The 14,308-nt window shown below is 71.9% G+C and carries 13 protein-coding genes; 8 read left to right on the forward strand and 5 right to left on the reverse strand.

Going from position 1 to position 14,308, the window contains the following annotated elements:
• Positions 1 to 40: 40 nt before the first annotated feature.
• The 4 genes from AC2D9U_RS02575 to AC2D9U_RS02590 form a co-directional block, all read right to left on the reverse strand.
• A complete protein-coding gene (locus tag AC2D9U_RS02575) occupies positions 41 to 1,642 on the reverse strand; it encodes an ABC transporter substrate-binding protein (RefSeq protein WP_484746162.1) in 1,602 nt (533 codons plus the stop codon).
• Positions 1,643 to 1,741: 99 nt separating this feature from the next.
• The gene (locus AC2D9U_RS02580; RefSeq protein ID WP_484746165.1) at positions 1,742 to 3,355 is read right to left on the reverse strand and encodes an ABC transporter substrate-binding protein; all 1,614 of its coding nucleotides are present in this window, start codon (positions 3,353 to 3,355) and stop codon (positions 1,742 to 1,744) included.
• A 56-nt stretch (positions 3,356 to 3,411) separates the two neighbouring features.
• Positions 3,412 to 4,938 carry an aldehyde dehydrogenase family protein gene (locus AC2D9U_RS02585; protein ID WP_484746169.1) on the reverse strand — a complete coding sequence of 509 codons (1,527 nt, stop codon included), beginning with the start codon at positions 4,936 to 4,938 and terminating at the stop codon, positions 3,412 to 3,414.
• Complete coding sequence (locus AC2D9U_RS02590; protein ID WP_484746172.1) at positions 4,935 to 5,789, reverse strand: NAD(P)-dependent oxidoreductase; 855 nt, start codon at positions 5,787 to 5,789, stop codon at positions 4,935 to 4,937. The genes AC2D9U_RS02585 and AC2D9U_RS02590 overlap by 4 nt, the downstream gene beginning before the upstream one ends.
• 119 nt (positions 5,790 to 5,908) lie before the next feature.
• Between AC2D9U_RS02590 and AC2D9U_RS02595 the strand changes: the two genes are divergently transcribed.
• The 5 genes from AC2D9U_RS02595 to AC2D9U_RS02615 all read left to right on the forward strand — a co-directional run bounded on the left by AC2D9U_RS02595 (position 5,909) and on the right by AC2D9U_RS02615 (position 10,491).
• Entirely contained in the window at positions 5,909 to 6,346 is a 438-nt protein-coding gene (locus AC2D9U_RS02595; protein WP_484746175.1) for a GtrA family protein, read from the forward strand.
• Between the two features lie 193 nt (positions 6,347 to 6,539).
• Positions 6,540 to 7,016: a hypothetical protein gene (locus AC2D9U_RS02600; protein WP_484746177.1), complete on the forward strand. Its 477-nt coding sequence runs from the start codon at positions 6,540 to 6,542 to the stop codon at positions 7,014 to 7,016.
• Positions 7,017 to 7,032: 16 nt separating this feature from the next.
• Complete coding sequence (locus AC2D9U_RS02605; protein WP_484746180.1) at positions 7,033 to 8,775, forward strand: type I secretion system permease/ATPase; 1,743 nt, start codon at positions 7,033 to 7,035, stop codon at positions 8,773 to 8,775.
• A gap of 4 nt (positions 8,776 to 8,779) precedes the next feature.
• Positions 8,780 to 10,165: an HlyD family type I secretion periplasmic adaptor subunit gene (locus tag AC2D9U_RS02610; protein WP_484746183.1), complete on the forward strand. Its 1,386-nt coding sequence runs from the start codon at positions 8,780 to 8,782 to the stop codon at positions 10,163 to 10,165.
• An 11-nt stretch (positions 10,166 to 10,176) separates the two neighbouring features.
• Positions 10,177 to 10,491 carry a hypothetical protein gene (locus tag AC2D9U_RS02615; protein ID WP_484746185.1) on the forward strand — a complete coding sequence of 105 codons (315 nt, stop codon included), beginning with the start codon at positions 10,177 to 10,179 and terminating at the stop codon, positions 10,489 to 10,491.
• 3 nt (positions 10,492 to 10,494) lie between these two features.
• On the opposite strand, the gene galE is transcribed toward AC2D9U_RS02615, so the two are convergent.
• Entirely contained in the window at positions 10,495 to 11,487 is a 993-nt protein-coding gene (gene galE, locus AC2D9U_RS02620) for a UDP-glucose 4-epimerase GalE (protein ID WP_484746188.1), read from the reverse strand.
• A 111-nt stretch (positions 11,488 to 11,598) separates the two neighbouring features.
• Between galE and mepA the strand changes: the two genes are divergently transcribed.
• The 3 genes from mepA (at position 11,599) to AC2D9U_RS02635 (ending at position 14,295) form a co-directional block, all read left to right on the forward strand.
• Positions 11,599 to 12,444, forward strand: coding sequence for a penicillin-insensitive murein endopeptidase (gene mepA / locus AC2D9U_RS02625; RefSeq protein ID WP_484746192.1), 846 nt, complete (start codon positions 11,599 to 11,601; stop codon positions 12,442 to 12,444).
• A gap of 179 nt (positions 12,445 to 12,623) precedes the next feature.
• Positions 12,624 to 13,433, forward strand: a complete 810-nt coding sequence (locus AC2D9U_RS02630; RefSeq protein WP_484746194.1) for an ABC transporter ATP-binding protein — start codon at positions 12,624 to 12,626, stop codon at positions 13,431 to 13,433.
• Positions 13,423 to 14,295 (forward strand): ABC transporter permease, encoded by an 873-nt coding sequence (locus tag AC2D9U_RS02635; RefSeq protein ID WP_484746196.1) that lies wholly within the window; start codon positions 13,423 to 13,425, stop codon positions 14,293 to 14,295. The genes AC2D9U_RS02630 and AC2D9U_RS02635 overlap by 11 nt, the downstream gene beginning before the upstream one ends.
• Positions 14,296 to 14,308: the final 13 nt, after the last annotated feature.

The raw sequence follows: 14,308 nt of genomic DNA on the forward strand, positions 1-14,308 counted from the left end.
GCGATCGACGCCCCCCACCTTGCGCACATCCGGTCCGCGCTCAGCCGCGCTGCACGCTCCAGAACAGCGGCAGGCCCTTGAGAATGCCGGTCAGGCCGCGGCGATAGGCGGTGGCCTGGAAGTATTGGCCGAGCGGCAGATAGGGCACCTCCTGGAAGGCGACCTCCTGGATCTGCCGTGCGATGGCCTGCTGCGCGGCCAGGTCCGGCGCGTCGAACCAGCCCTGGCGCAGTTCCTCGAGCCGCGGGATGGTCGGCCAGCCGAACCAGGCCTGCGCGCCATGTCCGCGCAGGCTCTGGTGCACGCCGGGGTTGAACATGTCCACGCCCGCCCAGAAGGTGAAGAACACGTTCCAGCCGCCGCGATCGCCCGGCTCGCGCGACGCACGCCGCTGCACCACCGTGCCCCAATCGGTCGAGACATAGTCCACATTCATGCCCGCCCGGCGGAACATGTCGTTGCCCACCTGCGCCAGCGCGTTCAGCGAGGGGAAGTCGGAGGCCGCGATCAGCACGATCCGCTCGCCATTGTAGCCCGCGGCGGCCAGGTCGCGCTTCACCTTGTCCATGTCGCGCGGGCCGGTCAGCGCGCCCATCCCGACATCGGAGGCGAGCGGCGTGCCCGGCGGGAAGAAGCCGATCTCCTCCCGCCAGAGGCTGCGATCCGTGCCGATCACCGCCGTCATGTAGTCGGCCTGGTTCACCGCACCGAGCAGCGCACGGCGGATCGCCGGGTTGTTGAAGGGCGGATGGAGGTGGTTGAAGCGGCAGATCGCCATCAGCCCCGTCGGGTCGGGAACCTCAAGCACCACGTTGCGGTTGCGCCGCAGCACGGGCTGCAGGTCGCCGGTGGGCTGTTCCCACCAATCCATCTCGCCATTCTGCAGCGCGGCGGAGGCCGTGGCCGGGTCGGGCGTGACATGCCACTCGACGCGGTCGAAGTTCACGCGCTTGGGGCCCGCGGTCCAGCTCGGCGTGCCTTCGGGGCGCGGCGTGTAGCCCTCGAAGCGCGTATAGACCACGCGCGCGCCGGGCACGCGCTCATTCGCGGCGAAGCGGAAGGGACCACTGCCGATGAGGTCGCCGCGCAGGGGCGTATTGGCGTCCTGGCTGGCCAGCCGCTCCGGCATCATGAAGGCGACTGGCGTGGAGGGCTTGCCCAGCGCCTCGAACATCAGCGGGAAGGGCCGGCGCAGGCGGAAGAGGATGGTGCGGTCATCCGGGGCGGAGAGTTCCTCGGTGACGCTCATCATCACCTGGCCCAGCGCGTCACGCGCCGCCCAGCGGCGGATGGAGGCGACGCAATCGCGCGCGCGCACCGGCTCGCCATCATGCCAGCGCAGGCCCTCGCGCAGGCGCATGGTCACGCGCTTGCCGTCATCCTCGATGCTGTGGCCCTCGACCATCTGCGGCTGCGGCTTGTAGTCGGCATCGAAGCCGTAGAGCGTGTCCCACACCATGTAGCCGTGGTGGCGCGTGACATAGGCGGTGGTCAGGATCGGGTCGAGCACCGCGAGGTCGGCCTGCGGGATGAATTTCAGCACCCGCGCGGCCGCGCCCGTGCCCTGGCCGAGCGCCGGGCCACCGAGGGCGGCCGCACCCATCGCGGCGCCCGCGCCGGTCATCAGATGGCGTCGCAACATCATCTTCGCTCCCTGATCGCGGCGCGCCTTCCTTGGCCGCGCCCCGGCCTGCATCGACGCAAGGGCGCCGGGCCCCGCAAGGCCCGGCGCGCGCGCGCCTCAGGCGCGGCGGATGTTCCAGAACAGCGGCGGCTGGCCCTTCAGCATGCCGGTCAGGTTCCGGCGATAGGCCGTGGGCTGGTAGTACATGCCGGTCGGCACATAGGGCACCTCGTCGAAGGCGATGCGCTGCATCTCCGTCGTCGCGGCCAGGGCGGCGGCGTCGTTCGGCGCGTCGAACCAGGCGTTGCGCTGCGCCTCGATGGCCGGGATGGTGGGCCAGCCAGGCCAGGCATTCTCGCCATGGCCGCGGATCGAGGCATGGCTCGCCGGGTTCCAGTGGTCCACGCCCGACCAGAAGGTGAAGAAGCCCGACCAGCCGCCCTGCTCGAGCGGGTTGCGGCTGGCGCGCCGCGCCACCAGCGTGCCCCAGTCGGTGCTGACCAGATCCACGTTGAAGCCCATGCGGCGGAACAGATCCGCGCCCACCAGCGTCGCCGCGTTGATCGAGGCGAGGTCGGTGGCGTTCAGCAGCACCAGCCGCTGGCCCATCGCGCCCGCCGCCTGCAGCTCGGCGCGCGCGGCGTCGATGCTCTTGCGCAGCCGGTCGAGCCCGACGCGGGAGGCCGAGGGCGATTCCGGGGCGAAATAGCCGATCCCCTCGCGCCGCAGATCCGGCCGGCCCTCGACGCCGGACTGGCCGATCACGGCCGTCATGAAGTCGATCTGGTTGATCGCGGTCAGCACGGCGCGCCGCACGGCGGGGTTGTTGAAGGGCGCCGTCAGGTGGTTCGGGCGGAAGATGCCGATGAGGCCCGAACCGTTGATGATGTCCACCGTGATGTTGCGCGCCGCGGCGCCACGCTGGAAGAGCGGGAAGAGATCCGCCGTCGGCTGCTCCCACCAATCGATCTCGCCCGATTGCAGCGCCGCCGCCGCCGTCGCCTGGTCGGACATGATGTGCCACTCGACGCGGTCGAAATGCGCCACCTTCGGCCCCGCCGTCATCGAGGGCGTGCCCGAGGGCAGCGGCACGTAGTCCGGGTTGCGCGCATAGGCGAGGCGCGAACCCGGCACCCACTCATTCGCGATGAAGCGATAGGGACCGCTGCCGACCGCCTCGGTGATGTTGGTGAAGGGATCCACATTCGCCAGCCGCTCGGGCATGATGAACAGGCAGCTTGTCGTGACCTTCGAGAAGGCCTCGAGCATCTTGGGGAAGGGCCGGTTCAGCCGGATCGAGAAGACGCGGTCGCTCTCCTCATTCATCTCGGCGACGCGGGCCAACAGCTCCTGGCCGAAGGCGTCGCGCCGGCCCCAGCGGCGGATGGAGGCCACGCAGTCGCGCCCGCGCACCGGCGTGCCGTCGTGGAAGCGCAGGTTCTCGCGCAGCGTGAAGCGCCAGAGCAGCCCGCCATTCTCCACCACATGCCCGGCCGCCATCTGCGGCTGGATGCGGAACTGCTCGTCCATGCCGTAGAGCTGGTCATAGACCAGGAAGGCATGGTCGCGCGCGACGAAGGCCGTGTTGGTGAAGGGGTCGATATTGGGCAGGTTCGCATGCGGCACGTATTTCAGCGTGCGCGCGGCGGCGGGCTGCGCGATGGCGAAGCGCGGCAGCGCCGCAGAGGTGGCGGCAAGCGCGCCACCGGCCAGCAGGTCGCGACGTAGCATTTTCTTGTCTCTCCAGAGTGACGTGGCGGGAGGCTAGCGGAGCAGCGGGGCGGCACTCAAGGCCCGTCCGGCCGGTGCCCGAAGCCGAGCGCCGGGCTGGCCGCGGTCTCGACCCAGACGGCCTTGGATTGCGTGTAGGCGTTCAGCGCCTCTATTCCCGAGGAACGCCCATGCCCGCTCGCCCCGAAGCCGCCGAAGGGGACGCTCACATGGATGGTGCGGTAGCCATTCACCCAGAAGGTGCCGGCGCGCACCGAAGCGGCGACGCGATGCGCCCGCGCCCCGTCGCGCGTCCAGACCGCGCCGGCCAGGCCGAAGGGCGTGGCATTGGCCAGCGCGATGGCCTCTTCCTCCGTGTCGAAGGGGATGGCGGCGACGACGGGGCCGAAGACCTCCTCCTGCGCCAGTCGCGCCGTGTTGGGCAGGCCGGCGAGGATGCTCGGCGCCACCCAGAAGCCGCCCGCGGGCAGCCCCGGGTCGCGCGGCGGCCCCAGCAGCGCCCCACCCTCCGCGACCCCGGCGGCGAGCAGCGCCTCGACATGGGCGAATTGCCGCGCATTGCAGACCGGCCCGGCCTCGGTCGCGGCATCGAGCGGATCGCCCAGCCGGATCTTCGCCGAGGCGGCGGCGAGCTGCGCGACGAAGCGGTCATGCACCGAACGCTGCACCAGCAGGCGCGAGCCCGCCACGCAGCTCTGCCCGCTGCCGGCGAAGATCGCCTGCTGCGCGCCCTGGATGGCGGCGGGCAGGTCGGCATCGGCGAAGACGATGTTGGCCGACTTGCCCCCCAGTTCGAGCACGCAGGGGATCATGCGCGCGGCACAGGCGGCGGCGATGCGCGCCCCGCTCACCGCGCCGCCGACGAAGGTCACCATCGCCACCTCCGGGGCGGCGAGCAGCGCCTCCCCGCTCGTCGCCCCGGCACCGGCCACCACCTGCACGAGGCCCGGCGGCAGCCCGGCCTGCACGGCGAGGCGCGCGAAGACCAGCGAGGTCAGCGGCGTGTATTCGCTCGGCTTCAGCACCACCGCATTGCCGGCGGCGAGCGCCGGCAGCACGTTCCAGCCGCAGGTGAAGAGCGGCGCGTTCCAGGGCGTGATGGCCAGCACCACGCCCATCGGCTCCCGCCGCACATAGACGAGATGGCCGGAGGGCACGGGGATGGTGCGGCCCTCGATCTTGTCGCACCAGCCGGCCCAGTACTCGGCCATCTCGGCCACGCGCGCGACCTCGCCCCGGCAATCGCGCAGCGGCTTGCCGGCATTGGCGGATTCGAGCCGCGCCAGCGCCTCGGCCTCGGCGCGGATCGCCGCGCCGAGCGCCCAGAGCCGGCGGCCACGCTCGGCGGCGGGCAGGGCGATCCAGGCGCGCTGGGCCATGGCGGCGCCGACCGCCGCCTGTCGCGCGAGATCAGCGCCCGCATCGGCATAGGCGAGCAAGGCGCCGCCCGTGGCCGGGTCCTGCAGCGCGATGGCCGCCCCCTGCCCCGCGACGATCTCACCGCCGATGACGCTGCCCACCTGCCCGCCGAGCAGCTGGGCGATGCCCTGTTCCACCGTGGCACGCGCGGCGAAGGCGTTCATGCGGCGCCCCCTTCGCGGATAGCAGCGGGCAGGCGGTTGAAGTCGGCGGCATCCGGCACGGTGGCGTCCTCCCACAGGGCGACGGCCGCGGCGCAGGCCGGTAGCGGCGCGCCCAGCGCCTCGGCCAGGCCCAGGGCGAGGCGGGCATCCTTGCGCATCAGCCCCGCCGTGAAGCCGGAATCGAAGGTGCCGGAGAGGATCCAGCGCGGGAAATTCACCTCCGTCGCGGCCGAGCGGCCCGAGGCGGCGTTGATCACGGCCAGCAGCGCCTCGGCCCCCACGCCCGCACGCTCGCCCAGGCGCAGCGCCTCCCCGGCCACGGCGAGGTGCGTCGCGACCAGCAGATTGTTCACCAGCTTCGCCACCTGCCCCGCGCCGCTCTCGCCCACATGGAGGATCCGCGCGGCGAGCAGGGCGAGGCCCGGCCGGGCGCGTTCCAGCGCCGCTTCCTCGCCGCCCAGCATCATGGTGAGCGTGCCGGCCGCCGCCCCGGCCGGCCCACCGGAGACGGGGGCATCGAGATAGGCCACGCCCGCCGCCGCCGCCCGCGCCGCGAAGCCCCGCGCGGCCAGCGGGTCGAGCGTCGAGGTATCGGCGATCACCGCGCCGGGCGGCAGTGCCGGCAGCAGGGCGTCGAGCACCGCCGCCACGGCATCGGCCATCGGCAGGGAGAGGATGACAAGCGGCGCGGCGGCCCCGGCCGGGCCGGCGGCGGGGGTGACGCCCCGCGCGGCCGCGGCGGCGCGCTTCGCGGGGTCCAGGTCGAAGCCCGTCACCGCCGCCCCCGCCGCCACGGCACGCCCGGCCATGCCGAGGCCCATCTGGCCCAGCCCGATCACCCCGATCCGCATCTCGCCTCCGCAAATTGCGCGCGGCGAGGGTTGCAGGCGCGCGGCGGCGCGTCCATCCGCCCCGCCGGTGTCCCGAGCCGCCGCTTTTCCGTCACCAAGGCATGGTCTACGCCGCCGCCATGGATCCCCTGCCCCTGCTCGAACGACTCCTTGGCCCGGCGCGCGCGCGGCTCGCGCTGCAATTCCTGCAATTCGGCGTGGTCGGCACGATCGGCTTCGTGGTCGATACCGCCGTGCTCTATGGCGGGCTGGCGCTGGGCCTCGGGCTCTATGGCGGGCGGGCGCTGTCCTACGTGGCGGCGGCGACCACCACCTGGGCGCTCAACCGCGCCTGGACCTTCCGCGCGGCGGATCGCGCCCCGGCGGCGCGGCAATGGGCGGTCTTCGTGCTGGTGAACCTGCTCGGCTTCGCCTGCAACTACGGCACCTACGCCCTGCTGGTGGCGGGCGTGCCCTTCGTCGCGGCGCATCCGGTGCTGGGCGTGGCGGCAGGCTCGCTGGCCGGGATGGTGGGCAATTTCGTGCTCTCGCGCCGTTATGTCTTCCGCAACGCCTGAAGGTGTCCCTGGCGGGCATGCCGCGAAGCACACGAAACAGCCTGGCAACAAATCGGCGCTTTCTGGCCGAGGCAGCGGTTTGTCGGCCAGGGGCACCGTGCTAGGAAAAGGGTTGAGGCGGGCTTTTCGGCACGCTGCATGAACGATGGTCGGTAAGAGCATGTCGGACAGCGAAACTCGAGCGGCGCCCCCGATGGCGGCCGAAGCGGCGGAGGCGGCAACCCCGGCCCCGGCCGCGCGCGGCGAGCCGCGCCCGGCCCTGCCTGCCGCCCAGCCCCTGCCCCCCCCTGCCGACGCCCCGCCCCCTGCCCCCACCACGGGCCCCTGGCCGACACCGGCGCCGGACGCCAACGCCTTCCGCTCCGACAATCCGGAGATGCGCCTGCGCGACCTGCTGGCCTTCGCCATGGCGGCCGAATCCGGCGCCGCCGCGCCGGATGTGGCGGCGCTGCGCCTGAAGGCGGAGGGCGAGCTGAACGCCTACGCCTTCCGCCTGCTGCACAACCGGGTCGAGGAGATCCGGCGCGAGGCGATGCAGGAGCAGATCGCGGGCCTGCGCCCCACCCTGGGCTTCACCACGCTGGTCGCCGCCAATGCGGTGGCCCTGGCCGCGGCGGGGCTGATCGCGGCCCTGCTCTGGGGCCTGCTCGCGGCGACGGGGGGGCGCTGAGGCCATGTTGCGCCCGATGGCCCTGATGCCCGGCATGCAGGAGAAGACACCCGAAACCGTGCTCTCCAAGGCGCTGGCCAGTTGCAAGCAGCAGCTGGTCGCCGTCGCGCTGTTCAGCGGCGTGGTGAACCTGCTGCAGCTCACCGTCTCGCTCTACATGATGCAGGTCTTCGACCGCGTGCTGTCCTCGCGCAGCCTCGAGACGCTCTACTACCTGACCTTCATCGCCATGTTCGCGCTGCTGATCATGGCCGCGCTGGACGGGCTGCGCAGCCAGGTGATGCAGCGCATCGCCGGATGGGTCGAAGGCAAGGCCGCGCCCGAGGCCTTCATCCGCGCGATCGAGAGCCAGCTGCGCGGCCGCCCCTATCGCATGGAGGCGCTGCGCGACCTCTCCATGTGCCGCAACTGGCTGAGCTCGCCGGCCTCGCTCACGCTCTTCGACGTGCCCTGGGTGCCGATCTTCCTGGCCGTCATCTTCATGCTGCACCCGGTGCTGGGCTGGATCGCGCTGATCGGCGCGGCCATCCTGTTCCTGCTGACGCTGGCCAATGAGTGGACCACCGGCGCCCTGGTGCGCCAGGCCTCCACCGCAGGCATGGCCAGCCAGCGCCGCGCCGAGAGCATCGTGCGCAATGCCGAGGTGATCGACAGCATGGGCATGGCGCCCGCCGTGCTGCAGCGCTGGCGCGAGGGCCTCGCCTCCTCCATGCCGCCGCAGGAGCGCGCGGCGGATCGCGCGGCGATGCTGCTCTCCATCACGCGCTTCTTCCGCCTGACCATCCAGGTCGCGGTGCTGGGCGTGGGCGCCTATCTCGTGCTGGAACAGCAGCTGACCGCCGGTGCCTCCATCGCCGCCTCGATCATCATGGGCCGCGCGCTGGCGCCGGTGGAGCAGATGATCGGCGGCTGGAAGCAGCTGGTACAGGCGCGCCAGGCCTATCGCCGCCTGGTCGGCTTCATGGCGCTGCCGCGCATCCGCCCGCCCGGCATGGCCCTGCCCGAACCCACCGGGCGCATCGCGGTGGAGCGCGTGACCTTCGGCTTCCCCGGCCAGCCCGTGGCGATCATCAAGGGCATCAGCTTCAACCTCGCCGCCGGCGAATCGCTCGCCATCATCGGCCCCTCGGCGGCGGGCAAGACCACGCTGATCCGCCTGCTGATCGGCACGCTGCAGGCCTCGGCCGGCACGGTGCGTCTGGATGGCGCCGACGTCTTCACCTGGCAGCGCGAGGATTTCGGCCGCTATGTCGGCTACCTGCCCCAGGATGTGGAGCTGTTCGACGGCACGGTCATGCTCAACATCGGCCGCATGCGCGACACCGAGCCCGAGCAGGTCTTCGAGGCCGCGAAGCTCGCCGGCTGCCATGAGATGATCCTGCGCCTGCCGCAGGGCTACGACACCGAGATCGGCGATGGCGGCCAGCACCTCTCGGGCGGGCAGCGCCAGCTGATCGGCCTGGCGCGGGCCATGTTCGGCAACCCGCATTTCGTGGTGCTCGACGAACCGAATTCGAACCTCGACGGCGATGCCGAGCAGGCGCTGATCCGCGGGCTCGAGGCGCTGAAGGCGCGCGGCACCACCGTCATCCTGGTCTCCCACCGCCCGACCCTGGTGCAGGGCGTGGACAAGGTGCTGCTGATGCGCGATGGCGCGGCCGAGGCCTTCGGCCCGCGCGCCGAGGTGCTGAAGCGCCTGGTGCAGGGCGCGCCCGGCCGGCCGACGGAAGTCGTGCCCGGCCGCGCGGCAGGAGCTTGAGCCGATGAGCGACGCCACCTTCCCCCGCAGCGCGGTCGTCCCCAAGCCCGCCGGCGGTCCGCCCGCGCTGTGGCAGCCCGAGGGCGAGCAGCTGATCCTGGATGCGCCCAAGCCGCGCACCCGCCTCGCCGTGCTGATGGGCTACATCATCTGCGGCGCCTTCGTCTTCGGCCTGGGCCTCTGGGCGGCGCTGGCGCCCCTGGCGGAAGCGGCGATCGCGCCGGGCATGCTGAAGGTGGAGGGCACGCGCCGCACCGTGCAGCATTTCGAGGGCGGCATCGTGCGCGAGATCCTGGTGCGCGACGGCGATGTGGTGCGCCAGGGCCAGCCGCTGCTGCGCCTGGAACAGCCCCAGGCCTCTCAGCAGACCGAGACGCTGCGCAGCCAGCGCTTCGCCCTGCTGGCGCAGGATGCGCGCCTCGCCGCCGAGGTCGCCCGCGCGCCGGAGATCGTCTTCCCGCGCGAGCTTCTGGTCTCCGACCACCCCCGCGCGCAGGAGGTCATCACCGGCCAGCGCGCGCTGTTCGAGGCGCGGCGCATCGCCCTCGACAGCCAGTTCCAGGTGCTGCGCGCGCGCATCGAGCAGCATGAGGCGACCATCCGCTCCGCGGGCGCGCAGATGAACGCGCAGCGGCGCATGCTGGTGCTGCTGAAGGCCGAAGAGGAGAACACGGCGATGCTGCTGCGCCAGGGCCTCGCGCGCCTGCCGCAGCTGCTCGCGCTCCAGCGCCAGGTCGCCTCGACCGAGGGCAATATCGAGGACATCACCAACCAGACCACGCGCTCCCGCGCCCAGATCGCCGAGGCCGAGCGCGAGATCACGCGCCTGGGCGACACGCGCCTGCAGGAGGCCTCGACCGAACTGCGCGAGGTGCGCGTGCGCCTCTCCGAGGCCGAGGAGCGCCTGCGCGCGGCGGAGAACGTCTCCACCCGCATGGAGGTGACCGCGCCGGAGGATGGCGTGGTGCTGAACCTGCGCGTCTTCACCACGGGCGGCGTGGTGCGCCCCGGCGACCCGCTGCTCGACATCGTGCCCGAGCGCGACCGGCTGCTGGCCGAGGTGCATGTCCAGCCCAACGACATCGACGTGGTGGTGACCGGCCTGCAGGCGGAGGTGCGCCTGCCCGCCTTCAAGCAGCGGCTGGTTCCCTATCTGCACGGCCATGTCGTCTTCGTCGCCTCCGACATCACCGAGGATGAGCGCCGGGGCCTCGCCTATTACCGCGTGCAGATCGAGATCGACGCCGACCAGCTTCGCTCGCTGGAGGGCGTGACGCTGCGCGCCGGCATGGCGGTGGAAGCCATGATCCAGACCGGCACGCGCAGCTTCGGCCGCTACCTCATCCAGCCGCTGCTGGACAGTTTCCACCGCTCCTTCCGCGAACAATAGGAACCCCCGACATGACCGGCATCCCTACCGTCTTCGGCGACGGCGTCATCGATGTGCATGTGGCCAATGGCGTGGCACGCATCACGCTCGGCGCCGCGACCGGCCAGAAGGACGCGAAGCCCAGCCCCTCGGGCCTGCTGATCGTCCCCGTGCTGCAGATGCCCACCCTGGCGCGCGTGCTCGTCGAGGTGACGAAGCAGATCGAGGCGAAGGCGAAGGAAGCGATGGCGCAGGCCCAGGCCAATGCCGCCGCCGGCCCTGCCGCCGAGCCCGCCCCGGCGGCGCCCTCCGACCATGTGGCCGGGGCGTTCCGCTTCAACGGCTGAAGGTCACCCGCGGTCGGCGTAGCCCTTGGGGTGCGCCGACCGCCACGCATAGGCGGTGCGCACGATGTCCTCCAGCGCGGGGAAGCGCGGCGTCCAGCCCGTCTCTTCGCGCAGCCGGGCGGAGGACGCCACCAGCACCGCCGGGTCACCCTCCCGCCGCGGACCCAGCGTGTGCGGCACGGGGCGGCCGACGATGCGGCCCACCGTCTCGATCACCTCGCGCACCGAATAGCCGCGGCCGTTGCCCAGGTTGTAGCGCCGCGAGCGCTCCTCCAGCAGCGGCAGCACGCGCAGATGCGCCTCCGCCAGGTCGGAGACATGCACATAGTCGCGCACGCCGGTGCCGTCGGGCGTGTCGTAATCCGTGCCGAAGACGGTCAGCGGCCCGCGCAGGCCAAGCGCGGCATCGATCGCGAGCGGCACCAGATGCGTCTCCGGCTCGTGATCCTCGCCCGCCCGCCCTGCCGGATCGGCGCCGGCGGCGTTGAAGTAGCGCAGCGAGGCGAAGCGCAGCCCATGCACGCGATCCGCCCAGTCGAGCGCGCGTTCGCAGAACAGCTTGCTCTCCCCATAGGGCGAGACGGGGCCGAGGCGCTGTTCCTCATCGATGGGGATGCGCTCGGGAAAGCCGAACAGCGCGGCGGTGGAGGAGAGCACCATGCGCCGGCAGCCCGAGCGCACCGCGGCATTGGCGACGGCGGAGGTCGTGGCAAGGTTCTCGGTCATGTAGCGCAGCGGCTCGCGCATGCTGTCGCCGACCAGGGACAGGGCGGCGAAATGCAGCACCGCGGCGAAGGGCCCCTGCGCGAAGGCGGCCTCGAGCGCCGCCGGATCGTCGCAGCGCCCCCGCACCAGGCGTGCGCCCGCCGGCACCGCGCCGGCATGGCCCTTGGAGAGATCGTCCAGCACCACGACCTCATCGCCGCGGTCGAGAAGGGCCAGCACGGTATGGCTGCCCACATAGCCGGCACCGCCGGTGACGAGATAGCGACCCAAGGGCGGAATCCTTCGGCGAATCCGGATGACGCAAAGTTGTAACGCGGGAGTGTGGCGCGTACGAGGCAGGGCGCGGTTGAGCGCCCCGGCGGGCCACCGCATGATTGCACGATGCGCCCTCTCCTGCTGCTGCTGTTCCTGCTGATGCTGCCGGCCCCGCCCGCGCCAGCCCAGGCGCCGCCGGCGCGCGCCGCCGATTGGGCAAGCCGCCCGACGCCGAGTCCCGGGCCCAGCCGCGCCATCGGCGGCACGGCACTGGGCTGCCTCGCAGGGGGGGTGCAACTGCCCAGCGACGGGCCGGGCTGGCAGGCGGTGCGGGTCTCGCGCAACCGCCATTGGGGGCACCCGGCGACCATCGCCTTCGTGCAGGACCTCGCGGGCCGCGCCCGCGCGCAGGCCTTCCCCGATCTGTGGATCGGCGACCTCGCACAGCCGCGCGGCGGGCCGATGCCCTGGGGCCATGCCAGCCACCAGAACGGGCTCGATGTGGATGTCTGGCTCGACCTGCGCCCCAAGCCGCGCGTGCCGGTGGCGGCGCGGGAGGAGTTGACCATCCCCTCCCTGGTCCTGGCCGACGGCCAGGGCGTGGACCCCGCGCGCTGGACCGCGCGCCACGCCACGCTGATCCGACTCGCGGCCGAGACGCCGGGCGTGGACCGGCTGCTGGTGAACCCTGCCATCAAGCGCCGGCTCTGCACCGACCACCGGGGCGAGCCCTGGCTGCGGCGGGTGCGGCCCTGGCGCGGCCATGACAGCCACATGCATATCCGCCTGCGCTGCCCGGCCGACAGCCCCGAATGCCGCGACATCGCCCCCCCGCCGCCGGGCGATGGCTGCGATGCCACGTTGGACTGGTGGTTCTCGGCGGAGGCCCGCCGGCCGCCCCCGCCGCCGGGCCCGCCCGGCCCGCCCCCTGCCCTGCCAGCCAGTTGCGGGCCCGTCTTCGCCGCGCCCTGAAGCGTACGATTGCCTAATTATGCAGCAACATGGCCCGGCATGCGGCAAGATGACGCAGCAGACAGGTTGCCGCACCGCATCATCCGCCAAGCGCTGCTTGCGCGGAGGGGGGTGCCTGCCGCACACAGGCACCACGCGCGCCGGCGCTCGGCCAGCGCCACCTTCCTCTGGGGGAGTCGATGGAGCGTCCTTTCGTCGAGATCAACGAGGTCGCCATGCGCTACGGCGGCGTCGAGGGCACGCTGGCGCTGAAAGGCACCACCCTCTCGGTCGCCAAGGGCGAGTTCATTGCCGTCGTCGGCCCCTCGGGCTGCGGCAAATCCACCCTGATGCGGCTGGTGACGGGGCTGTGGCCGGCCACCTCGGGCAGCGTCATCGTCTCGGGCGCCGAGGTCGCGGGGCCGCTCAGCGTCGCCGGCATGGCCTTCCAGAACCCGACCCTGCTGCCCTGGCGCAACATCCTCGACAACGTGATGCTGCCGCTGGAAGTCGTGGAGCCGCACCGCCGCCAGCTGCGCAGCCAGCGCGGCATGTATGAGGCCAAGGCCAAGGACCTGCTCAAGCTGGTCGGCCTCGGTGGCTTCGAGAAGAAGTTCCCCTGGCAGCTCTCGGGCGGCATGCAGCAGCGCGCGAGCCTCTGCCGCGCGCTGATCCACGACCCCGCGCTGCTGATGCTGGACGAGCCCTTCGCCGCACTCGACATCTTCACGCGCGAGGATCTGTGGTCCGTGCTCCAGGATGTCTGGATGGCGCGCAAGCCGACCGTGATCCTGGTGACGCATGACCTGCGCGAGGCCACCTTCCTGGCCGATCGCGTGCTGGTGATGTCGGCCCGCCCGGGCCGCATCATCGCCGAGCGGCAGGTGGAACTGCCCCGCCCGCGCACGCTCGAGACCACCTACCTGCCGGAATTCGTCTCCATGGTGCATGACCTGCGCGAGCACATCAGCGCGGCCCGCAAGGGCGAGGAGGTTGTCCATGCCGCGTGATACCGTCGCCAACGACCCGACCATGTCGCCCGAGGCGCTGGCGCGCCTCGATGCGATGATCGCCGCCGCGCGCCGGCGCCGCCGCATCCAGGCCTGGCTGCCCTACCTGGTGATCGCGGGCATGTTCCTGTTCTGGGAAGTGGCCGTGCAGGCCTTCGACGTGCAGCAATTCATCCTGCCCGCGCCGAGCGACATCGCCGCGAGCATGGTGAAGTGGTGGCGCCCGCTGCTCGACAATTCCTGGCAGACGCTGATGACGACGCTGATCGGCTTCGGCCTCGCCATCGTTTTCGGGCTGCTGCTGGGCATCGCGATCGGCAGCTCGACCATGCTCTATCACGGGCTCTATCCGCTGCTGATCGGCTTCAACTCGATCCCCAAGGTGGCGGTGGTGCCGATCCTGGTGATCTGGTTCGGCATCGGCACCGTGCCGGCCGTGATCACCGCCTTCCTGATCAGCTTCTTCCCCATCGTGGTGAACGTCGCCACCGGCATCGCCACCGTGGAGCCCGAACTGCGCGACGTGCTGCGCGCGCTGGGGGCGCGGCACTCCGACATCATCCGCAAGGTCGGCCTGCCGCGGGCGATGCCCTATTTCTTCGCCTCGCTGAAGATCGCGATCACGGTGGCCTTCGTCGGCTCGATCATCGCGGAGACGGTGGCCGCCAACAAGGGCATCGGGCACCTGATGATCCTGGCCAGCAGCCGCTTCGACGTGCCGCTGGTCTTCGCCGGGCTGATGGTCACCGCGGTGATGGGCATCCTGATGTATGCCGCCGCCGTGACCATCGAGAACCGCACCACGGGCTGGGCGATGCGCGGGCAGAACGACCAGCAGGTGCAGCTCCCGGGCGGCGGCTGAGCCGCCCTGTCGA

The organism is Roseomonas sp. TF40 (assembly GCF_057219975.1).

What these genes read in the sequence shown, in the direction of transcription:
- AC2D9U_RS02585 (WP_484746169.1), bottom strand. Translation starts at nt 4,938, where the DNA reads ATGAACGCCTTCGCCGCGCGTGCCACGGTGGAACAGGGCATCGCCCAG.
- AC2D9U_RS02610 (WP_484746183.1), top strand. Translation starts at nt 8,780, where the DNA reads ATGAGCGACGCCACCTTCCCCCGCAGCGCGGTCGTCCCCAAGCCCGCC.
- AC2D9U_RS02615 (WP_484746185.1), top strand. Translation starts at nt 10,177, where the DNA reads ATGACCGGCATCCCTACCGTCTTCGGCGACGGCGTCATCGATGTGCAT.
- AC2D9U_RS02595 (WP_484746175.1), top strand. Translation starts at nt 5,909, where the DNA reads ATGGATCCCCTGCCCCTGCTCGAACGACTCCTTGGCCCGGCGCGCGCG.
- AC2D9U_RS02605 (WP_484746180.1), top strand. Translation starts at nt 7,033, where the DNA reads ATGGCCCTGATGCCCGGCATGCAGGAGAAGACACCCGAAACCGTGCTC.
- AC2D9U_RS02575 (WP_484746162.1), bottom strand. Translation starts at nt 1,642, where the DNA reads ATGTTGCGACGCCATCTGATGACCGGCGCGGGCGCCGCGATGGGTGCG.
- AC2D9U_RS02630 (WP_484746194.1), top strand. Translation starts at nt 12,624, where the DNA reads ATGGAGCGTCCTTTCGTCGAGATCAACGAGGTCGCCATGCGCTACGGC.
- AC2D9U_RS02600 (WP_484746177.1), top strand. Translation starts at nt 6,540, where the DNA reads ATGGCGGCCGAAGCGGCGGAGGCGGCAACCCCGGCCCCGGCCGCGCGC.
- AC2D9U_RS02590 (WP_484746172.1), bottom strand. Translation starts at nt 5,789, where the DNA reads ATGCGGATCGGGGTGATCGGGCTGGGCCAGATGGGCCTCGGCATGGCC.
- mepA (WP_484746192.1), top strand. Translation starts at nt 11,599, where the DNA reads ATGCGCCCTCTCCTGCTGCTGCTGTTCCTGCTGATGCTGCCGGCCCCG.
- AC2D9U_RS02580 (WP_484746165.1), bottom strand. Translation starts at nt 3,355, where the DNA reads ATGCTACGTCGCGACCTGCTGGCCGGTGGCGCGCTTGCCGCCACCTCT.
- AC2D9U_RS02635 (WP_484746196.1), top strand. Translation starts at nt 13,423, where the DNA reads ATGCCGCGTGATACCGTCGCCAACGACCCGACCATGTCGCCCGAGGCG.